Below are 21,195 nucleotides of genomic sequence, written 5' to 3'. Positions count from 1 at the left end.
TTAGTCTTCGATGCGTTTCGCGGCGGCGTACGTCAGGACGGCGAGCGCGATGAACGGCAACACCATCAGCGTGTACTGGAGAACAAGCCCGAACAGGCCCTCGTCGGCCCAGGGGTTGAACACGACGAACATCGCGGTGAAGAACGCGATGATGGCGAGCGGGATGATGTTGACCGTCAGGTCGAGGAGGACGTCCTTGTCGAACAGGTTGGCGGTCATTAGTCGGTGGTGCGCGCCGCCGACGGAAATATCTTTTCAGAACCGTCCGGTTTCCCCGAGCCAGAACCCGATACCCGCGAGAACCGCGATGACGCCCGCGCCGAGCACGGTGGCAGCGCGGATGCGCAGTCCCCAGTAGAGGAGCGCGCCGCCGGCGAGCGCGAACAGCGCGCCGACGCCGATGGCGGGCGCCCAGAGCGAGGACGCGTACTCGGACTCCCGGAGGATGCCGATGACGCTGGCTTCGAGGAGCACGACTCCGCCGACGGCGACGGGGACGAGAACGCCGCCGAATAGGATGCCGAGTTCGGAGAGCGCGAACCCGAGCGCGATGAACACCGGCCACGGACTCGACCGCCGGTACTGGTCGCTCAGTCCGGGTTGTTCTTCCATGCCCTAGAATTGTGCCGTGCGGCTTAGAAAAGCCATCGTTTACGCGACGACGGCGTACGTCATGAGGAAGAAGAAGTAGACGAGCACGAGCGCGCCGAGCGCCTTGTACTGGAACAGCCGGAGGTCGTCCGCGTCCGCGCGGTACGCGTCCTCGTACGCGTCGCGTTCCGCGTCGTTCATCGCGTCGTGGTGGCTGCGGCCGACGTGCAGGTCGCGAATCGTCTCCGTCGGGAACGCGCGCTCGCAGTGCGGACAGGACGCGGCGTCGGCGTCGTCGGGGACGTGTGTGTCGGTCATACGTAGGGGGTGGGGAGTTCGGGCTGGGTGACTATCCAGAGGCTGGTCATCGTGTACAGTACCATCACGAGCGTGACCGCGTACTGGCTCCTGAGCGCCTGAATCCGGCTGGGGAACGTCTCGAACGCGATGCTGTGCGCGACCCAGATGGCGAGCAGGTGGCCGGCGAGCACGGACGCCACGGGCACGGCCTGGAGCCAGCCCGGAATCGTGAGGCCCGGGACGGTTCCCGCGCTCAATGGGGTGACGAGCGCGTGCACGAGCAGGGGGGAGAGCGCGAGGAAGTACGTGAGGTAGTGCGCGAGGTGGTAGGCGGCGGCGATGGCGAGCAGGGAGGGCGCGAACAGCCGCGCGATGTCCGCGCTCGACAGGTACGTGGGCGCGGTTCGGCGCGCGACCCGCGCGGACGCCCGGTAGACGGCGAGGAAGGCGAGGTAGCCGGCGACGAGCGCGCCCGCGTACAGGACGGGCGCGGGGACGCCCGCGGGCACGACCGCGTCCGCGAGGGTCGTCCAGACGGGCGTGGAGGTGAAGCCGTCGAACGTGGTCGCCCAGACGAGCGCGACGACGAACCCGACCTCGGAGCGGTCGGCGAGCACGTCTTCGACAAGGCCCGCGCCCGGCAGGCGGAGGCGGAGTCCGTCGTCGGTGCGCGTGACGGGCGCGACCGCGCCGTACAGTCGGAAGATGCGGGCGATGGGGTCGACGCGCTCGAACCAGTCCGTGACGCCGAAGGCGGCGCTCCCGGCGAGCGCGACGCCGAGGTAGGCGAGCGCGACGGCGGCGAGGACGCGCGGGTCGTCCGCGAGCGGGCTCGTCACCTCCACGTAGACGAGCACGAGGAGGAACGCGACGCTCGGCCACGCGCCCAGTCGATCGGGGTACTCGCGGACGCCGTCGCCGAGCGGGCGGGCGAGCGTGCGGAACGGGTCGACCGCGGGCCACGTGTTCCCGACGAGGTACGTCGTCATCGCGTACCCCGCCCACCAGCCCGCCCACACCACCACGATTGCGGCGGACTCCATCGGCGCGGTCGGCCCGAGAACGCCGGAGACGACGACGAGCAACAGTCCGCCGAGGCCGACGAGCCGTCCAGCCCACGCGAGCGCGGCCTCGGGAACCTCGACGCGCCGGCCGAGTTCGTGGACGTGCTCGATGAACGCGCGGTCGGTCGCGAAACTCGCGAGCAGGAAGGACGCGCCGACGACGCCGCCGCCCGTGAACAGGAACAGCCACGTCGGGACGGCCATCCGCTCCGGGGCCGCGCCCGACAGCCCGCCGGCGTGCGCGAGCGCCGTTCCCGTGCACGCGACGAGGGCGCTCGTCACGGCGGCAGTCCTGACGACGGCGCGAAGCCGGCGACTCATACCCGGGGGTTCGCCCGCCCGGGTACTGTCGGTTTCGAAACGCGGTTGGGAGGCTTTTTGGTGGTCGCCGAACAACAGCCGGCTATATGACCGCAGACGAGTCAGGTGGACACGGCTTCCTGCCAGCCGTCCGCGACTTCCCGCGCGGGTACGGCGAAGCGAGCTGGTGGCCGTTCATCGGCGCTATCGGCGCGAGCGGCCTCTACCTCGGCGCGATGCTGTACGTGTTCGCGCACGGGGAGAACGACCTCATGGGCAGCACCACGCCGGGACTCGCCGTGTTCGGCGTCTCCGCCGTCCTGTTCGTAATCGGCCTGTTCGGCTGGATGTACCACGCGTTCGCCTACAAGTTCTGGGAGAACGAATCGCACAACGAGGGCAAGAGCCTGCGCTGGGGGATGGTGCTGTTCCTCTCCACGGACATCGCCACCTTCGGCTCCGGGTTCGCGTACTACTTCTTCATCCGCTCGGGCGCGTGGGGCGAGGGAACGCTCCCGCACGGCGGCATCTTCGGGTCGCTCGTCGTCGCGAACACCCTCCTCCTCATCCTCTCCAGTTTCACCTTCCACTGGGCGGAAAAACGCCTCGCGAAGGACGACCACCGCGGGTTCGTCGCCGGCCTCGCCGTCACACTCCTCCTCGGCATCGTCTTCCTCGGCGGCCAGGTGTACGAGTACTACGAGTTCATCGTCCACGAGGGCTTCACGCTCAGCGAGGGCATCTTCGGTAGCGCGTTCTTCGGCCTCACCGGCCTGCACGGCCTCCACGTGACGCTCGGCGCGCTCCTCATCGCCATCGTCCTCTTCCGCGCCGTCCGCGGCCAGTTCTCCAGCGAACGCCACGCCGCCGTCACCACCGTCTCCTGGTACTGGCACTTCGTCGACGCCGTCTGGATCTTCCTCGTGCTCGCGCTCTACGTCGGCGGCCAGCTCGGCACCGGCCTCGGCGTCAGCCTCTAATCACGCCTCCCTTCTCCCCGTCATCACGTTCCGATAGCGCGAGCCACGCGCCACGCTCGTACTGCAGGGCTATTTCGTTTCGCGCGCCGCTACGCGTGCGTCCGGTCGAGAAGAACTGACTGGCTGGGGTTAGTCGTCGAGTCCGCGGAGCGCCGCCTCGACGGGCGTGTCGCCCGTGAGGAGTTCGAACGTCTCGCCGTGCGTCTCGGGGACGGTGATGGCTTCCACGAGCGTCGCGGCGGTGTCCTCGCGCGGAATCGTCGCCGCCGTCCGGTCGAGGTCGTCGCCCACGCGCACCCGTCCCGTTCCGGGGTCGTCCGTGAGCGCGCCCGGGCGCACGACCGTGTACGTGAGTTCGCTGTCCCGGAGGTAGTCGTCGGCCTCCGCCTTCGCCCGCAAGTACTCGCGGAGTTCCTCGGGGCTCTCCGCGGGCCGGTCGGCGTTCATCGCGGACAGCATCACGAACCGCTCGACGCCCGCCGCTTCCGCCGCGTCCACGCACGCCACCGCGCCGTCGCGGTCGACGCCCCACACGTCTTCGCCGCTCGACCCCGCGGCGAACACGACGGCGTCCGCGTCCGCGAGCGCGTCGTCGAGGCTCTCCCGGTTCGTCACGTCACCCCGAACCGGCGTGCCGCCCCACTCCGCGATGTCGTCCGCGTACGCGGGTTTCCTGACGAGGCCCACTGCCTCGTGCGTCGGGTGGTTCGCGAGCAGTTTCACGACGTGTCGTCCGACCTGTCCGTGTGCGCCGGCGACGAGTACACGCATACCCGCGGCTAGTCGAGCCACGGACAAGTGCCTACTGTCGAGGGCGGGAACCGCGGGAAAAACGAGGCGTGCGTTCGCGTTACGCGTCGGCGGTGGTGTTCGTCGCGCCGTTCTCCGCGAGGAACTGCTGGTACTCGGAGTCGCTGACGACCTGCACCGACCCGAGCATCTGGGAGTGCGCCGCGCCGCAGAACTCGGCGCAGTAGAGCACGTACGGCTGGTCGCGCTCCGCGTCGTCGAGCGTGGTCTGCATGACGTTCACGCGCGACGGCATCACGTCCTGCTTCAGGCCGAGATCGGGCACGTGCACCGCGTGCAGGACGTCCTCGCTGTGCAGGCGGAGGACGACGGTGCGGTCGTCGGGTAGCACCATCTGGCTGTTCACCGTGAAGTTCGTGAGGGTCTGTTCGGTGCCGTTGACGGTCACCGTCTCGTTACCGACCGGGTACTCGAACCGCCAGCCCCACTGGTAGGCGATGACGTCCACGACGACCGGGTCTTCCTGGGCCATCGTGTCGTTCACCGTGTCGCCCGTCGTGGTGACGCCGGGCGCGGCGAGACCGCCGTACGCGGCGAGACCGACGAACAGGAGGACGACCGCGGTCGCGGCCGTCCACGTGATTTCGAGTCGGCGGTTCTCCTTCGTGGGTTTCGCTTCGTCCGACTTCCGGAACTTCCAGACGGTGTAGAAGAGCGCGGCCTCGACGAGGATCGTAATCGGGAGCGCGGCCGCGAGCAGGACGTTGCTCACGCCGTTGATCGCGTCGAGGGAGTTCGAGGGGGCTGCCGCCGCGGGCGCGACCGCGAGCGCGAGCAACCCGAGCCCCGCCACCGTCAGGGACACCAACCGCTTTCCTCTCATTATACGTCTATGGTTCGGGAACTGGGTTAATAATACTGCTGTCTTCCGGCCCTGGGACGCAAGCGGACAGTACAAGTACGGGGACGCGCAACCACTAGACGAGAACCGTGTCCCTAACTCCGTCGGACGCGCGCGTTCGGTTCACGCGGCTGCTCGTCGCCGCGACGATGGGCGTGTACGCGCTCGTCGTCGTCGGCGCGACGACGGCCATCACGGACGCCGCGCGGTCGTGCACGACGTGGCCGGCGTGCGGCGGCCAGTGGCTCCAGGTGTCCTCGCTCGAACTCGCCATCGTCTGGGGACACCGGCTGACCGCCGTTCTGGTCGCCGTGCTCGTGCTCGCGACGCTCGCGTTCGCGTGGCGCAACGACGAACCGCGGCGCGTCCAGGCCGCCGTCGCCGCGGCCGCCCTCCTCTACCCCGTCCAGATAGGTATCGGCGCGTTCGCCGCCGTCACGGGGACGCCCGCGACCGTCTCCGCCCTCCACCTCGTCGTCGGCCTCGGTATCTTCGCCGGGCTCGTGCTCGCGCTCGCGTGGACGCTCGAAGCCCAGACCGCCGACCTCCCCTCCTGTGAGTCCGAACCCCGCGAGGGCGACGCCGACCCCGACCCCGCGATTACGGTGTCCGGGCCCGTCGCGACCGCGTACGCCTACTTCCGGCTGATGAAACCTCGGCTGATGTGGTTGCTGTGTCTCGTCGCCGGCGCGGGGATGGCGCTCGCCGCCGGGCCCGGCCTCAGCATCGAGACCGTGTTCTGGACGTTCCTCGGCGGCGTGCTCTCCATCGGCGCGAGCGGGACGTTCAACCACGTGCTCGAACGCGACATCGACGAGAAGATGAACCGCACGAACGACCGCCCGACCGTCACCGACGAGGTGCCCGTGCGGAACGCCGTCGCGTGGGGGGTCTTCCTCGCCGCCGCGTCGGTGTGGGCGTTCCTCCACCTCAACCTCCTCGCCGCCGGCCTCGGCGTCGCCGCCATCCTCTTCTACTCGGTCGTGTACACGCTCGTCCTCAAGCCGAACACGGTGCAGAACACCGTCATCGGCGGTCTCGCGGGCGCGCTCCCCGCGCTCATCGGGTGGGCGGCGGTGACGAACGAACTCGGCGTCCCCGCGCTCGCGCTCGCCGGCGTCATCTTCCTCTGGACGCCCGCGCACTTCTACAACCTCGCGCTCGCCTACAAGGACGACTACGCCCGCGGCGGGTTCCCGATGATGCCCGTCGTGCGCGGCGACGCCCCCACCCGCAAGCACATCGTCTACTACCTCGGCGCGACCCTGATGGCCGCCGCCGTGCTCGCGTGGGTGTCCCGCCTCGGCTTCCTGTTCGCCGCGACCAGCCTCGGCCTCGGCGCGCTCTTCCTCTGGATGGTCGTCCGCCTCCACCGCGAGCGCGACCGCTCCGCCGCGATGCGGGCGTTTCACGCGTCGAACGCCTACCTCGGCGCGGTGCTCGTCGCCGTCGCCGCGGACGCCCTCCTCGTCATCTAATCGGAACCCTTAGTGCCGTATTCGCGTTAGCCTCGCGCATGGAACCGGTCGTCGCCGCGGACGACGTGTCGAAGTCGTACGACGGGACGCGCGCGCTCGACGGCGTCTCCCTCGCCGTTCCCGGGGGCGAGGTGTTCGCGCTCATCGGCCCGAACGGCGCGGGGAAGACGACGCTCGTCCGGTGTCTCACCGGCACCGCCACGCCCGACGCCGGGTCGGTGTCGCTGCTCGGCGAGTCGCCACGCGAGTCGGGCCGCGAACGCCTCGGCCTGCTCCCGCAGTCCTTCGACCCGCCCGACCGCCTCACGCCCAGGGAACTCGTCGCGTACTACGCCGGTCTCTACGAGGACGCCCGCGACCCCGCGGACGCCCTCCGCGAGGTCGGCGTCGAGCCGGATACCGACACCTGGTACGGCGACCTCTCCGGGGGCGAGCAGCGCCGCACCGCCGTCGCGTGCGCGCTCGTGAACGACCCCGACGTGCTGTTCGTGGACGAACCGACCACGGGCGTCGACCCCGCCGGCCGCCGCGACCTCTGGAGCGTCTTCGAAGACCTCGCGGACGCCGGCACCACCATCTTCCTCACGACCCACTACATGGCGGAGGCGGAGCGCCTCGCTGACACCGTCGGCCTGCTCGCGGACGGCCGCCTCGTCGCGGAGGGCGACCCCGCGGGCCTCGTCGCCGAGTACGGCGGCGAGAGCCGGGTCGTCGTCGAAACCGACGCCGACCCCGGCGCGTTCGCCGAGAGCGAGTTCGCGCCGCGAGCGACCGAGAACGCCCTCGTCTTCGAGGGCGTGCCCGCGACGGACATCGGCGGCGTCGTCGCGGCGTTCGAGTCCCGAGGTCTCGCGTTCGGCGCGGTGGAGTGGCGCGACCCCGACCTCGAAGACGTCTACCTCGCGCTCGCCGACGACGCCAGTCCCGCGGATGCGGGCGACGCGGAGGTGGTTCGGTGAGTTCGCTCGCCCGCGTCCGCGCGGAGGCGCGCGCCTCCCTGAAGTCGTTCCTGCGGCGGCGGACGGCGGTGTTCTTCACGTTCTTCTTCCCCGTCCTCCTCATCGTCATCTTCGCCGGCCTGGTGCGAACCGGAGGCGGCGGAACGGGCTTGTTCTCCCAGCCGCCGGGCTACTACGTCCCCGCCTACCTCGCCACCGTCGTCCTGTTCACGCCGCTCTCCCGGGTGGGGAGCACGGTCGCCCGGCACCGCGAGGGCGCGCGCTTCGAGAAGCTCTCCACGACGCCCCTGCGCTCCTGGGAGTGGCTCGCGGCGCACACGCTCGTGAACGTCGCGCTCATCGCCGCCGCGTGCGCCGTGCTCGTCGGCGCGCTCGCCGCCACCGGCGCGGACTTCGCGCTCAGCCCGTGGCTCGCGGCGTTCGTCCCCACCGCGTCGGTGCTGTTCTGCGGCGTCGGCGCGGTGCTCGGGAGTCTCGCGGACTCGCAGGACGGCGCGATTTCGCTGTCCAACGGCGTCGCGCTCCCCCTCCTCTTCCTCTCCGACACGTTCGTCTCGCCCGCGGCGCTCCCCGAGTGGTTCGTCCCCCTCCTCAACCTCAGCCCGCTCACGTACTTCGCGCGCGGCGTCCGCACCGCCACCTACGCCGGCGGGAGTCCCGTTCCGGCGTTCGCCGCCGTGCTCGCGCTCGCCGCCGTCGCGTTCGCCGTCGGCGTGTACGCGCTCCCCTGGCGCGAGACCTAGCATCGGAGGGGTTATCCGTCCCACACTCTCAGCATGGAGTAGACGGCACGGTCTGTCGGTCACCTTTCAGCCCGCCTCGCGGGTCACGCACCGGCCGACCTACCCCGTCTACTCTAACTACTCGCGAGCGACAGCTACCGCGGAACCGCGGAGTAGACGTGGTTCAGCATCCAGTACGTGACGACGCCGAGGAAGAGGCTGAGCGACCACGCCGCGGCGGCGATGCGGCCCACGCGCGGGTGGAGGGTGTCGCCGAGGCGGTCGATGGGCTGGGTGAGGCCGAGCACGACCGCGTGCAGGACGACCGGCACCGACACCGCGGAGAGGAAGATGTGGACGGCGAGCATCAGGAGGTACGCGCCGTACACGATGGACTCGTAGTCCGCGAGGAACTGGCCCTGCCGGATGACGATCTCCTTCTCGTAGCCGCCCCCGACCTTCCAGAGGTAGAGGACGAGGAAGACCATGATGAGCGTGAACGCGGTGAGCATCGCGGCGCGGTGCTGGCGGAGACGGCGCTGTTTCACGAGGTAGACGCCGAGGAGGAGCGCGCTCAGCGCGAGCGTGTTCACGACGGCGATGAGGTGGCTGAACAGGTCGACCGTCTCCTTGCCGATGGTGGGGACGGGGAGGACGCCGCCGAACGCGCCGAACACGAGCGCGTACCCCAGAATCGAGAGGGCGATGGTGAGCGTGCGCGGGTTCTCCCGGGCCCAGTCGCGGAAGCCTGCCATACCCGGGGTTCGTCCGGCGGCGTCTACGGTGTTTCGCTTCCCGTCTACAACTCTGGTTGCCAAAGTACAATTAAGGTGTAATAGGGTTCCGTTAGAGTGAAACCCACTACCGGTGATTCTCCGGGCATGAGCGAGAGTTCGGAACGCAAGATCCGTTGCCTCGTCGCGAAGGTCGGCCTCGACGGCCACGACCGCGGCGCGCACGTCATCGCGCGCGCCTTCCGCGACGCCGGGTTCGAGGTCATCTACTCCGGCCTCCACCAGGCACCCGAGGACATCGTGCAGGCCGCGGTGCAGGAGGACGTGGACGTCGTCGGCATCAGCATCCTCTCCGGCGCGCACAACACGCTCGTCCCGAAGGTCATCGAGGGCCTCGAAGCGTACGGCGCGTTCGAGGACACGCTCGTGCTCGTCGGCGGTATCATCCCCGACGAAGACCGCCCCGAACTCGAAGACGCCGGCGTCGATGCGATTTTCGGCCCCGGCACGCCGATGGAAGAGACTATCCAGTTCATCCGCGAACACGCGCCCGAACGCTAGATGGCTCCCCCAGAACTGGTCGCGGACCTCCTCGACGGGAAGCACCGAGCGCTCGCGCGCGCCATCACCAAAATCGAGAACCGGAGCGAGGGCTACCGCGACATCGTCGCCGCGCTCCACGAACACACCGGGCACGCCGACGTCGTCGGTATCACCGGCAGTCCCGGCGCGGGCAAGTCCACGCTCGTGGACAAGCTCGCGGCCGAGTACCGCGAGCGCGGCCTCACCGTCGGCATCATCGCGGTCGACCCGTCCAGTCCCTTCTCGGGCGGCGCGGTGCTCGGCGACCGCATCCGCATGGGGTCGAACGTCGGCGACATGGACGTGTTCTTCCGGTCGATGAGCGCGCGCGGCACCCTCGGCGGCCTCTCCACCGCCACCTCGGACGCCGTGAAGGCGCTCGACGCGTTCGGGAAGGACAAAATCCTCATCGAGACCGTGGGCGCGGGCCAGAACGAGGTCGATATCGTGAAGACCGCGGACACGGTCGCCGTCCTGGTGCCGCCGAGCAGCGGCGACGACGTGCAGATGCTCAAGGCCGGCATCCTCGAAATCGGGGACGTGTTCGTCGTGAACAAGGCCGACCTCGCCGGGAGCGACAAGACGGTACAGGAGCTCCGGGGGATGCTGGAGATGCGCGAGCGCGACCCGGACGACTGGGAGGCCGATATCGTGGAGACGGTCGCGAACACGGGCGAGGGCGTCGAGGAACTCCTCTCCGTGTTCGACGCGCACGCCGACTGGCTGGACAGAACGGGTAAGCGCGACGAACTGGAGCGAAAGCGGTACGCGGAGGAGATTCGGACGCTCCTCCGGAACGACGCCGGCGCGCTCGTGGAGGACGAAGTCGAGCGGCGCGGCGGCATGGACGACCTCGTGGAGCGCGTCGTCCGACGGGAGACCGACCCGTACTCGGTCGCGGACGACGTGCTCGAACCGTTCCGGGACGCCGTCCGACACAACGACTAAGCGACTCGCGACCCCCGTTTTCCGTATGCGTCTCCGCAGACTCCTCGCCGGCGCGGCCGGCGGTCTCGCCGGCACGGCGGCCGTGAACCGACTGCTCACCGCGCGCGCCGGTACCCTCCACCCCGGCCTGGACGGCGACCAGCGCACGTACCGCTGGCGCGGGTTCGACATCGCGTACACCGAACGCGGCGACCCGAGCGACCCCGACGTGCTCCTCCTCCACGGGATTCACGCGGCTGCGAGCACTCGCGAGTTCCGCGGCATCGCGAACCGGCTCGCCGAGGAGTACCACGTGCTCGCGCCCGACCTCCCCGGGTTCGGGCGGAGCGACCGGCCCGCCGTCGCGTACACGACCGACCTCTACGAGTCGTTCGTCCGCGACTTCGCGCGCGACCAGACCACGGACGCGGTTTGCCTCGCGTCCTCGCTCACGGGTGCGCACGCCGCCATCGCCGCCGACGCCGCTGACTTCGACCGCCTCGTCCTCGTCTGCCCGGCCGCCGACACCACTGTCGAGCGCCCGTGGTTGCGCGCGCTCGTCCGCGCGCCCGTCGTCGGCACCGGCCTGTTCAACCTCCTCGCCTCCAAGCCCGGCATCGAGTACTTCGACCAGCGCGACGCCTACTACCACCCGCAGAACGTCGATTCCGCGACCGTAGACTACCAGTGGCGGACGAGCCACCAGGCGAACGCGCGGTTCGCGCCCGCGTCGTTCCTCGGCGGCTACCTCGACCCCGTCGTCGATCTGGGGAGCCAACTCGCCGCCCTCGACGCGCCCGTCACGCTCGTCTGGGGGCGCGAAGCGGAACTCACCACGCTCACCGAGGGCCGGCGGCTCGCAGAAGAAGGCGACACGCGCCTCGTCGTCGTGAACGAAGCCCGCCTCACGCCGCACGCGGAACACCCCGACGTGTTCCTCGACGCGCTCTCGCGCGAACTACCGCGGCTCGAAGACGACTGACCGCGACTCGTCCGCGCCGCCGACCGACGCCGACACCTCGTCGCCGATTTCCACCGATTCTTCGTCCGCGAGCACGCGTCCCGTCAGCCGCACCGGCCCGAAGTCCGCGACAGCGGTCACGTACGGCGCTTCGTCCGCGAACGCCGGCGTCGGCACGTGAACCACCGTGTAGGAGTCGATGCTGCCCGTGTCGGGGAGTGCGGTCTCGGTGAGGTCGCGGTCGCCGCAGTGCGGGCAGACCACGCGCGGCGGCAGGCTCCCGTGGCCGTCCGTGCATTCGAGGTAGTAGCCGTCGCCCGATTCTAGCGCGTCGAGGAACTCGTCGTGTCCGTCGTTCATTCTTGGATCTCCAGAACGTGAACAGTCGCCGATGCGACCGTGCCGCCGGCGTTGTGCGCGACGCCCACGCGGGCGTCGGAGACGTGCTCGCTGTTGTGGTGGTCGCCGCGGAGCAGCTTCGTGAGCTCCGCGAGCTGGCTGACGCCCGTCGCGCCCACCGGATGTCCCTTCGCCTTCAGGCCGCCGGAGAGGTTCACCGGAAGGTCGCCGTCCCGGGTGGTGACGCCCTCTGCGGCCGCCCGGATGCCCTCGCCAGCGTCGAAGAAGCCCATGCCTTCGAGCGCGAGAACCTCGGCGATGGTGAAGCAGTCGTGCACCTCCGCCACGTCCACGTCCTCGGTGCCGATGCCGGCGTCCGCGAACGCCTCGTCGGCGGCGTCGCTCGCGGCCGGCGTGTGCGCGAGCGCGTCCCGGTCGTGGAGCGCCATCTTGTCGCCGCCCTGGCCCGTCCCGGTGACGGCGACGCCCGCGTCAAGGTCGTGCTCGTCCGCGTAGGACTCGCTCACGAGCACCGCGGCGCTCGCGCCGTCCGTGATGGGGCAGGCGTCGTACAGTCCGAGCGGGTCTGCGACCATCGGCGCGTCCAGCGCGTCCTCGACCGTGATTTCGCGCTGGAACTGCGCGTGCTCGTTCCCCACGGCGTTCGCGTGGTTCTTCACCGCTATTTCCGCGAGATCCTCGCGCTCTCCGCCGTACTCGTCGAAGTACGCGGCCGCCATCAGCGCGTACGCGCCCGGGAACGTCAGGCCCGCGCGAACCTCGTAGAGGTCGTCCGCCGCGATGGCGAGCGCCTCCGTCGTCTCCGCGGTGTCGAGGTTGGTCATGCGTTCCGCGCCGCCGACGACGAGCACGTCCGCCTCGCCGTTCCGGACGTTCTGCACGGCCTGCCGGAGCGCCGCGCCGCTGGACGCGCACGCCGACTCGTAGCGCGTCGCCGGGGCGTCCACGCCGATAGCCTCCGCCATCAGCGGCCCCTGGTGGCCCTGGTGTTCGGCGATTTCGCCCATGAAATTCCCGTAGAACACGCCCTCCACGTCCGCGGGGTCGACGCCGGCGTCGTCCAGCGCCGCCAACCCGGCCTCCGCGAAGAGGTCACGACTCGTCCGCGCGGGATGCGACCCGAAGTGAGTGAGTCCCACACCCGCGACCCGGGGGTCTATCATGCCTAATCATACAGATACCGCCTGTAAAAACCGCGCGAAACCGGCGAAGAAACTCGACGATTGACGAAACACGGGTTCGCGGTGGCGGAGTTGCGTATCCGGCGGCTGGCAGTGCGGAACTGACTTGAACCGCGAGCGCCGGCGGCGCTCGCGGTGTTTTTTGGTGCAGATTTTTTGGCTGAGCGGTCGCGCGAAGCGCGACCCGAAGCGAAAAAAGGTGCGTTCACATTCCCATGTCGTCCGCGCGCTCGGGGACGGGGAGGTCGGTGGGGTCGGCGTGGAGGAGTTCGGCGGCGTGGTCGAGCGCCATGTCGAAGCCGTAGTAGCGTTCGAGTTCGTCGCCCTCCGGGGTTGGACGGACTTTCAGCATCGCGTACCCCTCGATGTTCTGGGCGATGGCGGCCGTGTGGCCGTCCTTCTCGAATTCGAGGACGCGCTCCTCGTCGGTCTCGTAGTACCGGGCGGTGATGCCGTTCGCCTCGGCGGTGTCGGTCATACCCCGACCACTCCCCGAACGATTACGGGTGTTTTGGTCGAACGCCCCGCGCTCGCTTCGCTCGCTCGCCCCTTTCAATGCCCCACCACCGCACAGCACCGCGCCGCTCCGTCTACTGCAGCCGCCGCACAATCGTGTTCCGGAAAGCCCTCCTCGCGCCGGGGCGCTCGTCGCCCTTTTCGTGTCCGCCAGGAACGCCACTACTTCAGCATCCGCCGTGCAATCGTGTTCCGGAGGATTTCGCTCGTGCCCTCGTAGATTTCGTTGAGTTTGGCGTCGCGGTAGTAGCGCTCCACGTCGAAGTCCTTGGTGTAGCCGTAGCCGCCGTGGATCTGGATGGCTTCGTTCGCCACTTCACGAGATATTTCGCTCGCGTAGAGTTTCGCCTGTGCGGCGTCCTTGATGTAGTCTTCGCCCCGGATTTTCTTGTCCGCGGCCTTGTGCATGAGCATCCGGGCGGACTCGACTTTCGTGTCCATGTCCGCGAGTTTGTGCTGGATGGCCTGGAACTCGCTGATGGGCTGGTCGAACTGCTCGCGGTCTTGGGCGTACGCGAGCGAGTCTTCGAGGGCGGCGCGCGCGATGCCGATGGAGCGCGCGGCGATGGTGATGCGGCCGCCGTTCAGGGTTTCGAGCGCGTGCCGGAACCCGTCGCCTTCCTCGCCGAGCAGGCGGTCTTCGGGGAGGCGCATGTCGTCGAACCGGAGTTCGGCGGTCGGACAGCCCTTGTCGCCGAGTTTGTCCTCCGTGCCCTCGACGATGAAGCCGTCGTCCGCCTCGGGCCGGACGACGAACGTCGAAATCTCCTCGTCGCCGGTCTTCGCGAACAGCGTCACGGTGTCCGCCACGGAGCCGTTCGATATCCAGAGCTTCCCGCCGTTCACTACGTACTCGTCGCCCTCCTTCTCGGCGGTGGTCTGCATCGCGGGCACGTCGCTCCCCGCGCCGGGTTCGGAGAGCGCGAACGCGCCGATGTCCTCCCCGCGGTTCATCGCCGGCAGGTACGCTTCGACCTGGTCGTCGTCGCCGTAGTGGTAGACGACGTTCCCCGCGAGGCTCGTGTGCGCCGCGACCACGGTGCCGAGACCGCCGCTCCCTCGCGCGATTTCCTCCAGCGCGAGCGCGTACGAGTGGTAGTCGAGGCCCGCGCCGTCGTACTCCTCGGGGAACGGCATCCCCATCAGGCCGAGTTCGCCCATCTCCTCGATGAGGTCCCAGGGAACCTCGTCGGTCTCGTCTATCTCCGCCGCGCGCGGTTTCACTTCCTCGTCCACGAACTCCGCGACCATCTCCCGAATCTGCTGTTGTTCCGCGCTCGGGCTGAAATCCATACGCTAGGCTTCGAGTGTCAATCCTTAGGGGTTCCGTTCGCGGGTCTCGCCCGGTGGCTTTTCGGTCGTGCGGCCCGTCTATGGGGGTAATGCGCGAGCGTGCGAGCGGCCGAACCGCCGACGTGGCGTGGTGTTTCGACGCAGTCGACGGTGTTTCGAGAACCTTCGCCATCACCGTCGACGTACTGGAGGAGCCGATGGCGTCCCGAATCTGCGTCGGCTACCTCCTCTGTCGGGTCGCGGACACCGTGGAGGACGCGGGACACATCCCCGCGAGCGAGAAGGCCGCGGTTCTGCGGACGTACGCCGACGCGCTCGACCCCGAGAGCGACACGACCGTCGCGGACTTCGCGGTCGCCGTCCATCCCTGGATTCCCGACGACCGGAACGCGGACTGGGACGTGGTCGCGAACGCCGACCGCGCCGCCGCCGCGTTCGAGAGCCTCCCCGCGAGCGACCGCGAGGCGATGCTGCCGCCCGTCCGCGAACTCGTCGAGGGGATGGCGGAGTTCGTCGCGCGCCACGCCGGCACCGGCGGCCTCCGCATCCACTCCGTCGAGGAACTCGAAGAGTACTGCTGGTACGCCGCCGGCACCGTCGGCGACCTCGTGACGAACCTCCTCGTCCGCCACACGTCCCCCGAGCGCGAACGCGTGCTCCGCGAGAACGCCGAGGACTTCGCGCTCCTCCTCCAGCTCGTGAACGTCGCGAAGGACGTCCGGGACGACTACGAGAGCGAGGACAACGTCTACCTCCCCGCGGAGTGGCTCGCGGAAGCCGGAATCGACCAGGACGCCGTGAACGACCCCGCGAACGAGGCCGAGGTCGCGGCCGTCATCGAACGCCTCGTCGGGCACGCGGACGGCTACGCGGACGGCGCGCAGACCTACCTCGAACACCTCCCGCTCAAGTACGGGAACACGCTCGCCGCGTGGGCCATCCCCTACCTGCTCGCGGTCGGGACGATGCGCGAACTCCGCGAACGCCCCCGAGACGTGCTCCGCACCGGCGACGCGAAGGTCTCGAAGACGGAAGTGTTCTCGCTCCTCCAGCGGTTCAGCGACGGCGTCCGCCGCGACGACATCGACCAGCTCCGGGACGAAATCGCCGACAACCCCTACACGTACTGATACTCGTCGGCGACGCCTATCGCCGTAGCAGGGTGAGCGCGACCGCGCCGACCGCGACCGCCGCGCCGATGACTGTTCCCGCCGTGTTCCCGTCGCCGCCGAACCGCCAGCCGAGCACGAGGTAGGCGTAGAGGCCGAACGCGAAGCACGCGACGGCGACCGCGGTCGTGAGGACGGAGGCCGTGTTCTCCATACGCGGTATCGTCGCTCGACGCCGAAAAACCTAGTCGTACTCGTAGAACCCCTTGCCGGTCTTCTTCCCGAGGTCGCCCGCGTCCACCTTGCGCTTGAGGAGGTAGGCGGGCTTGTAGCGGTCGCCGAGTTCCTCGTGGAGGGTTTGGGTGGCGTCGAGGCAGACGTCGAGGCCGATGTGGTCGGCGAGTTCCAGCGGACCCATCGGGACGTTCGTGCCGAGTTTCATGCCCGTGTCGATGTCCTCCTTCGTGGCGACGCCCTCGTCGAACGCGCGGACGCCCTCGTTTATCCACGGCATCAGGATGCGGTTCGAGACGAATCCGGGCTTGTCGTCGGACTCCCAGGTCTCCTTCTCCAGGGACTCCGCGAACTCGTGCGCCAGCGCGGTCACGTCGTCGTCGGTCTTCTCGCCCGCGACGACCTCGACGCCCGTCATCACTGGCACGGGGTTCATGAAGTGCAGGCCGACCACCTGGCTCGGGCGGTCGGTCGCGGACGCGATGGTGGTGATGGAGAGCGTGCTGGTGTTCGTCGCGAGCACCACGTCCTCGTCCACGGTCGCGTCGAGGTCGGCGAAGATGTCCTGCTTGACGTCCATGTTCTCCACCGCGGCCTCGACCACGAGGTCGGCGTCCGCGAGGTCGGAGAGCGCCGTCGTTCCCGTGATGCGCTCCACGATTCCGTCGCTCTCGTCCTCGGTGAGTTTCTCCTTCTTCACGAACCGCGCGAGGCTGTCCCGGATGGTGTCGAAGCCGGACTCCACGAACTCCTCCTCCACGTCCCGCATCACCACGTCGTAGCCGTGGGTCGCCGCGACCTGCGCGATACCGCTCCCCATCGTTCCCGCGCCGACCACGCCGACGGTCTCTATCTCGTCGAATCCACGCATACCGCGTTCTCGACGCGAGTCGTGCCTAAAGGTAGCGGACTCCGACGCGTCTTGACTGGTTTTATAGTCGGGCGCGCCGGACAGTCGCGTATGCGACCGTTCGACGACACTCCCCTCTCGCGTGACGGCAAAGTGCTCATCCTCGCGTACGACCACGGCCTCGAACACGGCCCCGTGGACTTCGAGGACGTTCCCGAAACGATGGACCCCGAGACGGTCTGGGACGTGGCGACCCACGACGCCGTTACGGGGTTCGCGGTGCAGAAGGGCGTCGCGGAGGCCTACGCCGACCAGTACGACGACGTGAACCTCCTCCTGAAGCTCAACGGCACGTCGAACCTCTGGATGGGCGAACCCGACTCCGCCGTGAACTGCAGCGTGGACTACGCCGCCGAACTCGGCGCGTCCTCCGTCGGTTTCACGCTGTACGGCGGGTCGAACAACGAAATCGAGATGGCCGAGGAGTTCCGAGACGCCCAGGAGACGGCGCGCGAACACGACCTCCCCGTCGTGATGTGGTCGTACCCGCGCGGCCAGGGCCTGAAGAACGACACGTCGCCGGGCACCATCGCGTACGCGGCGCGCCAGGCGCTCGAACTCGGCGCTGACGTGGCGAAGGTCAAGTACCCCGGGAGCAAGGAAGCGATGGAGCACGCCGTCGAGGCCGCCGGCCCGACGAAGGTCGTGATGTCCGGCGGCTCGAAGACGAGCGACGAGGACTTCCTCACCACCGTCTCCGACGCCATCGACGCCGGTGCCGTCGGGCTCGCGGTCGGGCGGAACGTCTTCCAGCGCGAGAACCCCCGCGAGATGCTGGACGCGCTCGAAGCCGTCATCTTCGAGGAAGCGAGCGTCGAGGACGCGCTCGACTACCTCTGATGCACGAGGTCTTCGAGACGGTCGCGGCGGCCGCGCCCGACATCCGCGCGGGCCTCCCGGGTCGCCGCCGGAAGACCGACGCGGAGAACGCGAGCGGGGAGACCCAGCTCGCGGCGGACGTGTGGGCGGACGAGTTGCTCGAAGAACGCCTCACCGCTCTCGACGCCGTCGGCGCGTACGCGAGCGAGGAACGCGACGGCGTGGTGGACGCCGGCGACGGCGTCTCCGTCGCGGTCGACCCGCTCGACGGCTCCTCGAACCTCAAGTCGAACAATCCGATGGGAACCGTCGTCGGCGTGTACGACGCGCCGCTCCCCGCGCCCGGCACCGACCTCGTCGCGGCCGGGTTCGTGCTCTACGGCCCCATCACGACGATGGTGGTCGCCGAGGGCGGCGAGGCGACCGAGTACGTCGTGGAGGACGGGACGCCGCGCGACGTGGGGCCCGTCGAACTCCCCGACGACCCGACGGTGTACGGGTTCGGCGGCCGCGTCCCCGACTGGACGCCGGAGTTCGAGGCGTTCGTCCGCGAGGTCGAGGGCGAACTGAAACTCCGGTACGGCGGCGCGATGATAGCCGACGTGAGCCAGGTGCTCACGTACGGCGGCGTCTTCGGCTACCCGGGCCTCCGCGACCGCCCCGAGGGCAAACTCCGCCTCCTCTTCGAGGGCGCGCCCATCGCGTACGTCGTCGAAGCCGCGGGCGGCGCGTCCACCGACGGCGAGCGGAGCCTCCTCGACGCGCCCTGCACGGAACTCCACCAGCGCACGCCCGTGTTCGTCGGGAACGACGAGTACGTCTCGCGCGTGCAGTCCCTGTAGGCCGGTATTTTCTTTAGCGACCCCGCCGAAGACCCGATATCTCATCTCCATCTCCGACGACGCGCGTTCGAGCGGCCGCGCTCCACGAGGACGCGCGCGCGTGGCTCTCCCGGAACGCCGCGTTCACGCTCGTCGAGGACGCCCCGGACGCGGTCGCCACCGGTGACCGCGCCGCGAGCGACGCGTCCGCGCCCGTCGTCGGCTACGGCGTCGAACCCGCCAGCGCGACCGCCGTCGTGGACGCCGACCGCCCCGACCGGTACGCGCGCCTCGCGGCCGCGCTCCACGACGCCGCCGGTCACACACCCCGTCCGTACCCGGTTCCCGTCGCCGAGTCCGAGCGCCTCCGCGCGCTCGCCCGCTACGACTTCTCCCGGCCAACGCTCTCCGCGCACCTCGACGCGCTCGCCACCGCCGTCCGCGAATCGCTCGACGCCGACGTGGGGTTCGTCGGCGTGCTCGACGCCGACACCGAGCGCTTCCTCAGCGTCGCCGGCGCGGACTTCGCCGACATCCCGCGCGCCGACGCGGTCTGCGCGCACGGCCTGCTCGCCGACGCTCCCGTCTGCATCCCCGACCTCTCCCGGGACGTTCGCTTCCCCAACAACCCCCTCGACGGGTTCGACCCCGCGGCGTACGCCGGCGCGCCCCTCACCACCTCTGACGGCCACCGGCTCGGGATGGTGTGCGTGCTGGACGCCGACACCCGCGAGTTCGACGCGGACGACGAACGCGCGCTCTCCTGGTTCGCCGACCAAGTCGTCTCGCACGTCGAACGCCGGGGCGCGTAAGGGGAAACTGTTTCAAGCCGGTTCGCCGAACGGGCCAGTATGAAGGTTCGCATCGGTGCAAACGCTACCGCCGAGGAGGCGGAGGCGGTGGCCGCCGCGCTCGCCGAACACTACCGGGACGACGTCGAGGTCTTCGTCGGGGAGAGCGACGCGCCCGCCGCGACCCGCGACGGGCCCGACGAGTCGGAACCAGAACAGGAGTACGAACCCACCGAGCGCGAGGACGACCTGTGGGACGAAATCGAGGAAATCCTCGACGGCGGCCCCGAGAAGTACAAAGAACGCCTCTCCGAGCAGGGGAAACTGTTCGTCCGCGACCGCCTCGACCTCTGGTTCGGTGAAGATGGACTGAAGTTCGAGGACGGCCGGTTCGCCGAGTGGGACTCCGACGACCAGCTCCCCGCGGACGGGCTCATCACGGGCGCGGCCGAGTTCGAGGGCCGCGACCTCCACTTCATGGCGAACGACTTCACCGTGAAGGCGGGGTCGATGGCGGAGAAGGGCGTGGAGAAGTTCCTCCGGATGCAGCAGCGCGCGCTCAAGACCGGGAAGCCCGTGCTCTACCTGATGGACTCCTCCGGTGGGCGCATCGACCAGCAGTCCGGGTTCTTCGCGAACCGCGAGGGCATCGGGAAGTACTACTACAACCACTCCCAGCTGTCGGGCCGCGTCCCCCAGATATGCGTGCTGTACGGGCCGTGTATCGCCGGTGCGGCCTACACGCCCGTGTTCGCGGACTTCACCGTGATGGTCGAAGGGATGAGCGCGATGGCCATCGCCAGCCCGCGGATGGTGCAGATGGTGACCGGCGAAGACATCGACATGCAGGAACTCGGCGGCGCGCGCATGCACGCCGAGGAGTCCGGGAGCGCCGACCTCGTCGCCACCGACGAGGAGCACGCCCGCGAACTCGTCGCGCAACTCACGAGCTACCTCCCGAACAACAGCGACGAGAAACCCCCGCAGACGGACGGCACACCGCCCGCGAAGTCCCCGAAGGGCATCGACGCGGTCATCCCCGACGCCCCGAACCGCGCCTACGACATGCACGACGTCATCGAGCGCGTCGTCGATTCGGGGAGCTTCTTCGAACTCAAGGCGTCCTACGGGAAGGAAATCCTCACCGGATTCGGGCGCGTTGACGGCCGTCCCGTCGGCATCGTCGCGAACCAGCCCGACGAGCGCGCGGGCGCGATCTTCCCGGACGCCGCCGAGAAGGCCGCCGAGTTCGTCTGGACCTGTGACGCCTACAACATCCCCCTCCTCTACCTCGCCGACACTCCCGGGTTCATGGCCGGCTCCGGCGTCGAGAAGGACGCCATCCTGGAGAAGGGCAAGAAGATGATTTACGCCACCTCCGCCGCCACCGTCCCCAAGCAGTGCGTCGTCGTCCGGAAGGCCTACGGCGCGGGCATCTACGCCATGAGCGGCCCCGCCTACGACCCCGAATCCACCATCGCCCTCCCCTCCGGCGAAATCGCCATCATGGGCCCCGAAGCCGCCATCAACGCCGTCTACGCCAACAAACTCAACGACATCGACGACCCCGAAGAACGCAAACGGCGCGAACAGGAACTCCGCGAGGAGTACAGAGAAGACATCGATGTCCACCGCATGGCGAGCGACGTGGTCATCGACGACATCGTCCCACCGAGCACGCTCCGCGACGAACTCACCAACCGCTTCGACTTCTACGAAACCGTCGAGAAGGACATCCCCGATAAGAAACACGGCACCATCATCTAGAACCCACGTTTTTCCACCTCGGATTCGCCGCTGGCGTCATTCGAAAGAGCGCTTTGCGCTCTTTCGTGATGACGAGAGAGCGAGGCCCTCTCGAACCAAACCGCTCGGAGGAAAAACCTGGACGAAAAAGACTCGCGGCGAAGCC

Annotated in this window: 25 protein-coding genes; 12 read left to right on the top strand and 13 right to left on the bottom strand. The window is 69.0% G+C overall.

The features are described from left to right. The 4 genes from LI334_RS09725 to LI334_RS09710 are packed head-to-tail and all read right to left on the bottom strand — an operon-like array spanning position 1 to position 2,276. Complete coding sequence (locus LI334_RS09725; protein WP_227260564.1) at positions 1 to 219, bottom strand: DUF6684 family protein; 219 nt, start codon at positions 217 to 219, stop codon at positions 1 to 3. A gap of 36 nt (positions 220 to 255) precedes the next feature. Beyond that, positions 256 to 612, bottom strand: a complete 357-nt coding sequence (locus LI334_RS09720) for a DUF7541 family protein (RefSeq protein WP_227260562.1) — start codon at positions 610 to 612, stop codon at positions 256 to 258. Between the two features lie 39 nt (positions 613 to 651). Then, the gene (locus LI334_RS09715; RefSeq protein ID WP_227260561.1) at positions 652 to 909 is read right to left on the bottom strand and encodes a DUF7410 domain-containing protein; all 258 of its coding nucleotides are present in this window, start codon (positions 907 to 909) and stop codon (positions 652 to 654) included. Continuing rightward, positions 906 to 2,276 carry a hypothetical protein gene (locus tag LI334_RS09710; protein ID WP_227260559.1) on the bottom strand — a complete coding sequence of 457 codons (1,371 nt, stop codon included), beginning with the start codon at positions 2,274 to 2,276 and terminating at the stop codon, positions 906 to 908. The genes LI334_RS09715 and LI334_RS09710 overlap by 4 nt, the downstream gene beginning before the upstream one ends. A gap of 86 nt (positions 2,277 to 2,362) precedes the next feature. On the opposite strand from LI334_RS09710, the gene LI334_RS09705 reads away from it, so the two are divergent. After that, entirely contained in the window at positions 2,363 to 3,235 is an 873-nt protein-coding gene (locus LI334_RS09705; protein WP_227260557.1) for a cytochrome c oxidase subunit 3, read from the top strand. 129 nt (positions 3,236 to 3,364) lie between these two features. On the opposite strand, the gene LI334_RS09700 is transcribed toward LI334_RS09705, so the two are convergent. Together LI334_RS09700 and coxB are read right to left on the bottom strand one after the other, a co-directional pair. Further along, positions 3,365 to 4,006 carry an SDR family oxidoreductase gene (locus LI334_RS09700; protein WP_227260555.1) on the bottom strand — a complete coding sequence of 214 codons (642 nt, stop codon included), beginning with the start codon at positions 4,004 to 4,006 and terminating at the stop codon, positions 3,365 to 3,367. Positions 4,007 to 4,085: 79 nt separating this feature from the next. Then, positions 4,086 to 4,868: a cytochrome c oxidase subunit II gene (coxB, locus tag LI334_RS09695; protein WP_227260553.1), complete on the bottom strand. Its 783-nt coding sequence runs from the start codon at positions 4,866 to 4,868 to the stop codon at positions 4,086 to 4,088. Between the two features lie 107 nt (positions 4,869 to 4,975). Between coxB and cyoE the strand changes: the two genes are divergently transcribed. From cyoE to LI334_RS09680, 3 genes are read left to right on the top strand one after another with little or no spacing between them, the layout of a single operon-like run. Next, positions 4,976 to 6,364, top strand: coding sequence for a heme o synthase (gene cyoE, locus LI334_RS09690; protein WP_406675857.1), 1,389 nt, complete (start codon positions 4,976 to 4,978; stop codon positions 6,362 to 6,364). A gap of 38 nt (positions 6,365 to 6,402) precedes the next feature. After that, entirely contained in the window at positions 6,403 to 7,323 is a 921-nt protein-coding gene (locus LI334_RS09685) for an ABC transporter ATP-binding protein (protein WP_227260551.1), read from the top strand. Then, on the top strand, positions 7,320 to 8,066 hold the full coding sequence (locus tag LI334_RS09680) for an ABC transporter permease (RefSeq protein WP_227260549.1): 747 nt from the start codon (positions 7,320 to 7,322) through the stop codon (positions 8,064 to 8,066). Before LI334_RS09685 ends, LI334_RS09680 begins: the two co-directional genes overlap by 4 nt. 134 nt (positions 8,067 to 8,200) lie before the next feature. On the opposite strand, the gene LI334_RS09675 is transcribed toward LI334_RS09680, so the two are convergent. Beyond that, positions 8,201 to 8,800 carry a DUF420 domain-containing protein gene (locus LI334_RS09675; protein ID WP_227260547.1) on the bottom strand — a complete coding sequence of 200 codons (600 nt, stop codon included), beginning with the start codon at positions 8,798 to 8,800 and terminating at the stop codon, positions 8,201 to 8,203. 126 nt (positions 8,801 to 8,926) lie between these two features. On the opposite strand from LI334_RS09675, the gene LI334_RS09670 reads away from it, so the two are divergent. From LI334_RS09670 to LI334_RS09660, 3 genes are read left to right on the top strand one after another with little or no spacing between them, the layout of a single operon-like run. Further along, on the top strand, positions 8,927 to 9,340 hold the full coding sequence (locus LI334_RS09670; RefSeq protein ID WP_227260545.1) for a cobalamin B12-binding domain-containing protein: 414 nt from the start codon (positions 8,927 to 8,929) through the stop codon (positions 9,338 to 9,340). Next, positions 9,341 to 10,309, top strand: a complete 969-nt coding sequence (meaB, locus tag LI334_RS09665) for a methylmalonyl Co-A mutase-associated GTPase MeaB (RefSeq protein ID WP_227260543.1) — start codon at positions 9,341 to 9,343, stop codon at positions 10,307 to 10,309. It begins immediately after the preceding gene. A 25-nt stretch (positions 10,310 to 10,334) separates the two neighbouring features. Next, the gene (locus LI334_RS09660) at positions 10,335 to 11,270 is read left to right on the top strand and encodes an alpha/beta fold hydrolase (RefSeq protein ID WP_227260541.1); all 936 of its coding nucleotides are present in this window, start codon (positions 10,335 to 10,337) and stop codon (positions 11,268 to 11,270) included. Here the strand turns inward: LI334_RS09660 and LI334_RS09655 are convergent. The 4 genes from LI334_RS09655 to LI334_RS09640 all read right to left on the bottom strand — a co-directional run bounded on the left by LI334_RS09655 (position 11,247) and on the right by LI334_RS09640 (position 14,599). Beyond that, a complete protein-coding gene (locus LI334_RS09655) occupies positions 11,247 to 11,609 on the bottom strand; it encodes a Zn-ribbon domain-containing OB-fold protein (RefSeq protein WP_227260539.1) in 363 nt (120 codons plus the stop codon). The two genes, LI334_RS09660 and LI334_RS09655, sit on opposite strands and share 24 nt — an antisense overlap. After that, positions 11,606 to 12,772, bottom strand: a complete 1,167-nt coding sequence (locus tag LI334_RS09650; protein WP_227260537.1) for a thiolase domain-containing protein — start codon at positions 12,770 to 12,772, stop codon at positions 11,606 to 11,608. Before LI334_RS09650 ends, LI334_RS09655 begins: the two co-directional genes overlap by 4 nt. A gap of 223 nt (positions 12,773 to 12,995) precedes the next feature. Continuing rightward, entirely contained in the window at positions 12,996 to 13,268 is a 273-nt protein-coding gene (locus LI334_RS09645) for a DUF7111 family protein (protein ID WP_227260535.1), read from the bottom strand. A gap of 200 nt (positions 13,269 to 13,468) precedes the next feature. Then, entirely contained in the window at positions 13,469 to 14,599 is a 1,131-nt protein-coding gene (locus LI334_RS09640; protein WP_227260533.1) for an acyl-CoA dehydrogenase family protein, read from the bottom strand. 89 nt (positions 14,600 to 14,688) lie between these two features. On the opposite strand from LI334_RS09640, the gene LI334_RS09635 reads away from it, so the two are divergent. Then, positions 14,689 to 15,729 carry a phytoene/squalene synthase family protein gene (locus LI334_RS09635; protein ID WP_227260531.1) on the top strand — a complete coding sequence of 347 codons (1,041 nt, stop codon included), beginning with the start codon at positions 14,689 to 14,691 and terminating at the stop codon, positions 15,727 to 15,729. A 16-nt stretch (positions 15,730 to 15,745) separates the two neighbouring features. On the opposite strand, the gene LI334_RS09630 is transcribed toward LI334_RS09635, so the two are convergent. Together LI334_RS09630 and LI334_RS09625 are read right to left on the bottom strand one after the other, a co-directional pair. After that, complete coding sequence (locus LI334_RS09630) at positions 15,746 to 15,922, bottom strand: hypothetical protein (protein ID WP_227260530.1); 177 nt, start codon at positions 15,920 to 15,922, stop codon at positions 15,746 to 15,748. 30 nt (positions 15,923 to 15,952) lie between these two features. Further along, entirely contained in the window at positions 15,953 to 16,813 is an 861-nt protein-coding gene (locus LI334_RS09625; protein WP_227260528.1) for a 3-hydroxyacyl-CoA dehydrogenase family protein, read from the bottom strand. Between the two features lie 90 nt (positions 16,814 to 16,903). Here LI334_RS09625 and LI334_RS09620 point away from each other — a divergent pair, with 90 nt between their 5' ends. From LI334_RS09620 to LI334_RS09605, 4 genes are all read left to right on the top strand, one after another. Continuing rightward, positions 16,904 to 17,692 carry a class I fructose-bisphosphate aldolase gene (locus tag LI334_RS09620; RefSeq protein WP_227260526.1) on the top strand — a complete coding sequence of 263 codons (789 nt, stop codon included), beginning with the start codon at positions 16,904 to 16,906 and terminating at the stop codon, positions 17,690 to 17,692. Further along, positions 17,692 to 18,513 carry a class 1 fructose-bisphosphatase gene (locus LI334_RS09615; protein ID WP_227260524.1) on the top strand — a complete coding sequence of 274 codons (822 nt, stop codon included), beginning with the start codon at positions 17,692 to 17,694 and terminating at the stop codon, positions 18,511 to 18,513. Before LI334_RS09620 ends, LI334_RS09615 begins: the two co-directional genes overlap by 1 nt. Positions 18,514 to 18,749: 236 nt before the next feature. Beyond that, on the top strand, positions 18,750 to 19,304 hold the full coding sequence (locus LI334_RS09610; protein ID WP_227260522.1) for a GAF domain-containing protein: 555 nt from the start codon (positions 18,750 to 18,752) through the stop codon (positions 19,302 to 19,304). A 39-nt stretch (positions 19,305 to 19,343) separates the two neighbouring features. Continuing rightward, positions 19,344 to 21,050 carry an acyl-CoA carboxylase subunit beta gene (locus LI334_RS09605; protein WP_227260520.1) on the top strand — a complete coding sequence of 569 codons (1,707 nt, stop codon included), beginning with the start codon at positions 19,344 to 19,346 and terminating at the stop codon, positions 21,048 to 21,050. The last annotated feature ends 145 nt before the right edge of the window (positions 21,051 to 21,195 follow it).

The sequence above is a fragment of the Salarchaeum japonicum genome (assembly GCF_020614395.1).
GTDB classification, from domain to species: Archaea; Halobacteriota; Halobacteria; order Halobacteriales; family Halobacteriaceae; genus Salarchaeum; species Salarchaeum japonicum.
The sequence above is the reverse complement of the archived record's forward strand: the minus strand, read 5'-3'. Positions and strand labels throughout refer to the sequence as shown.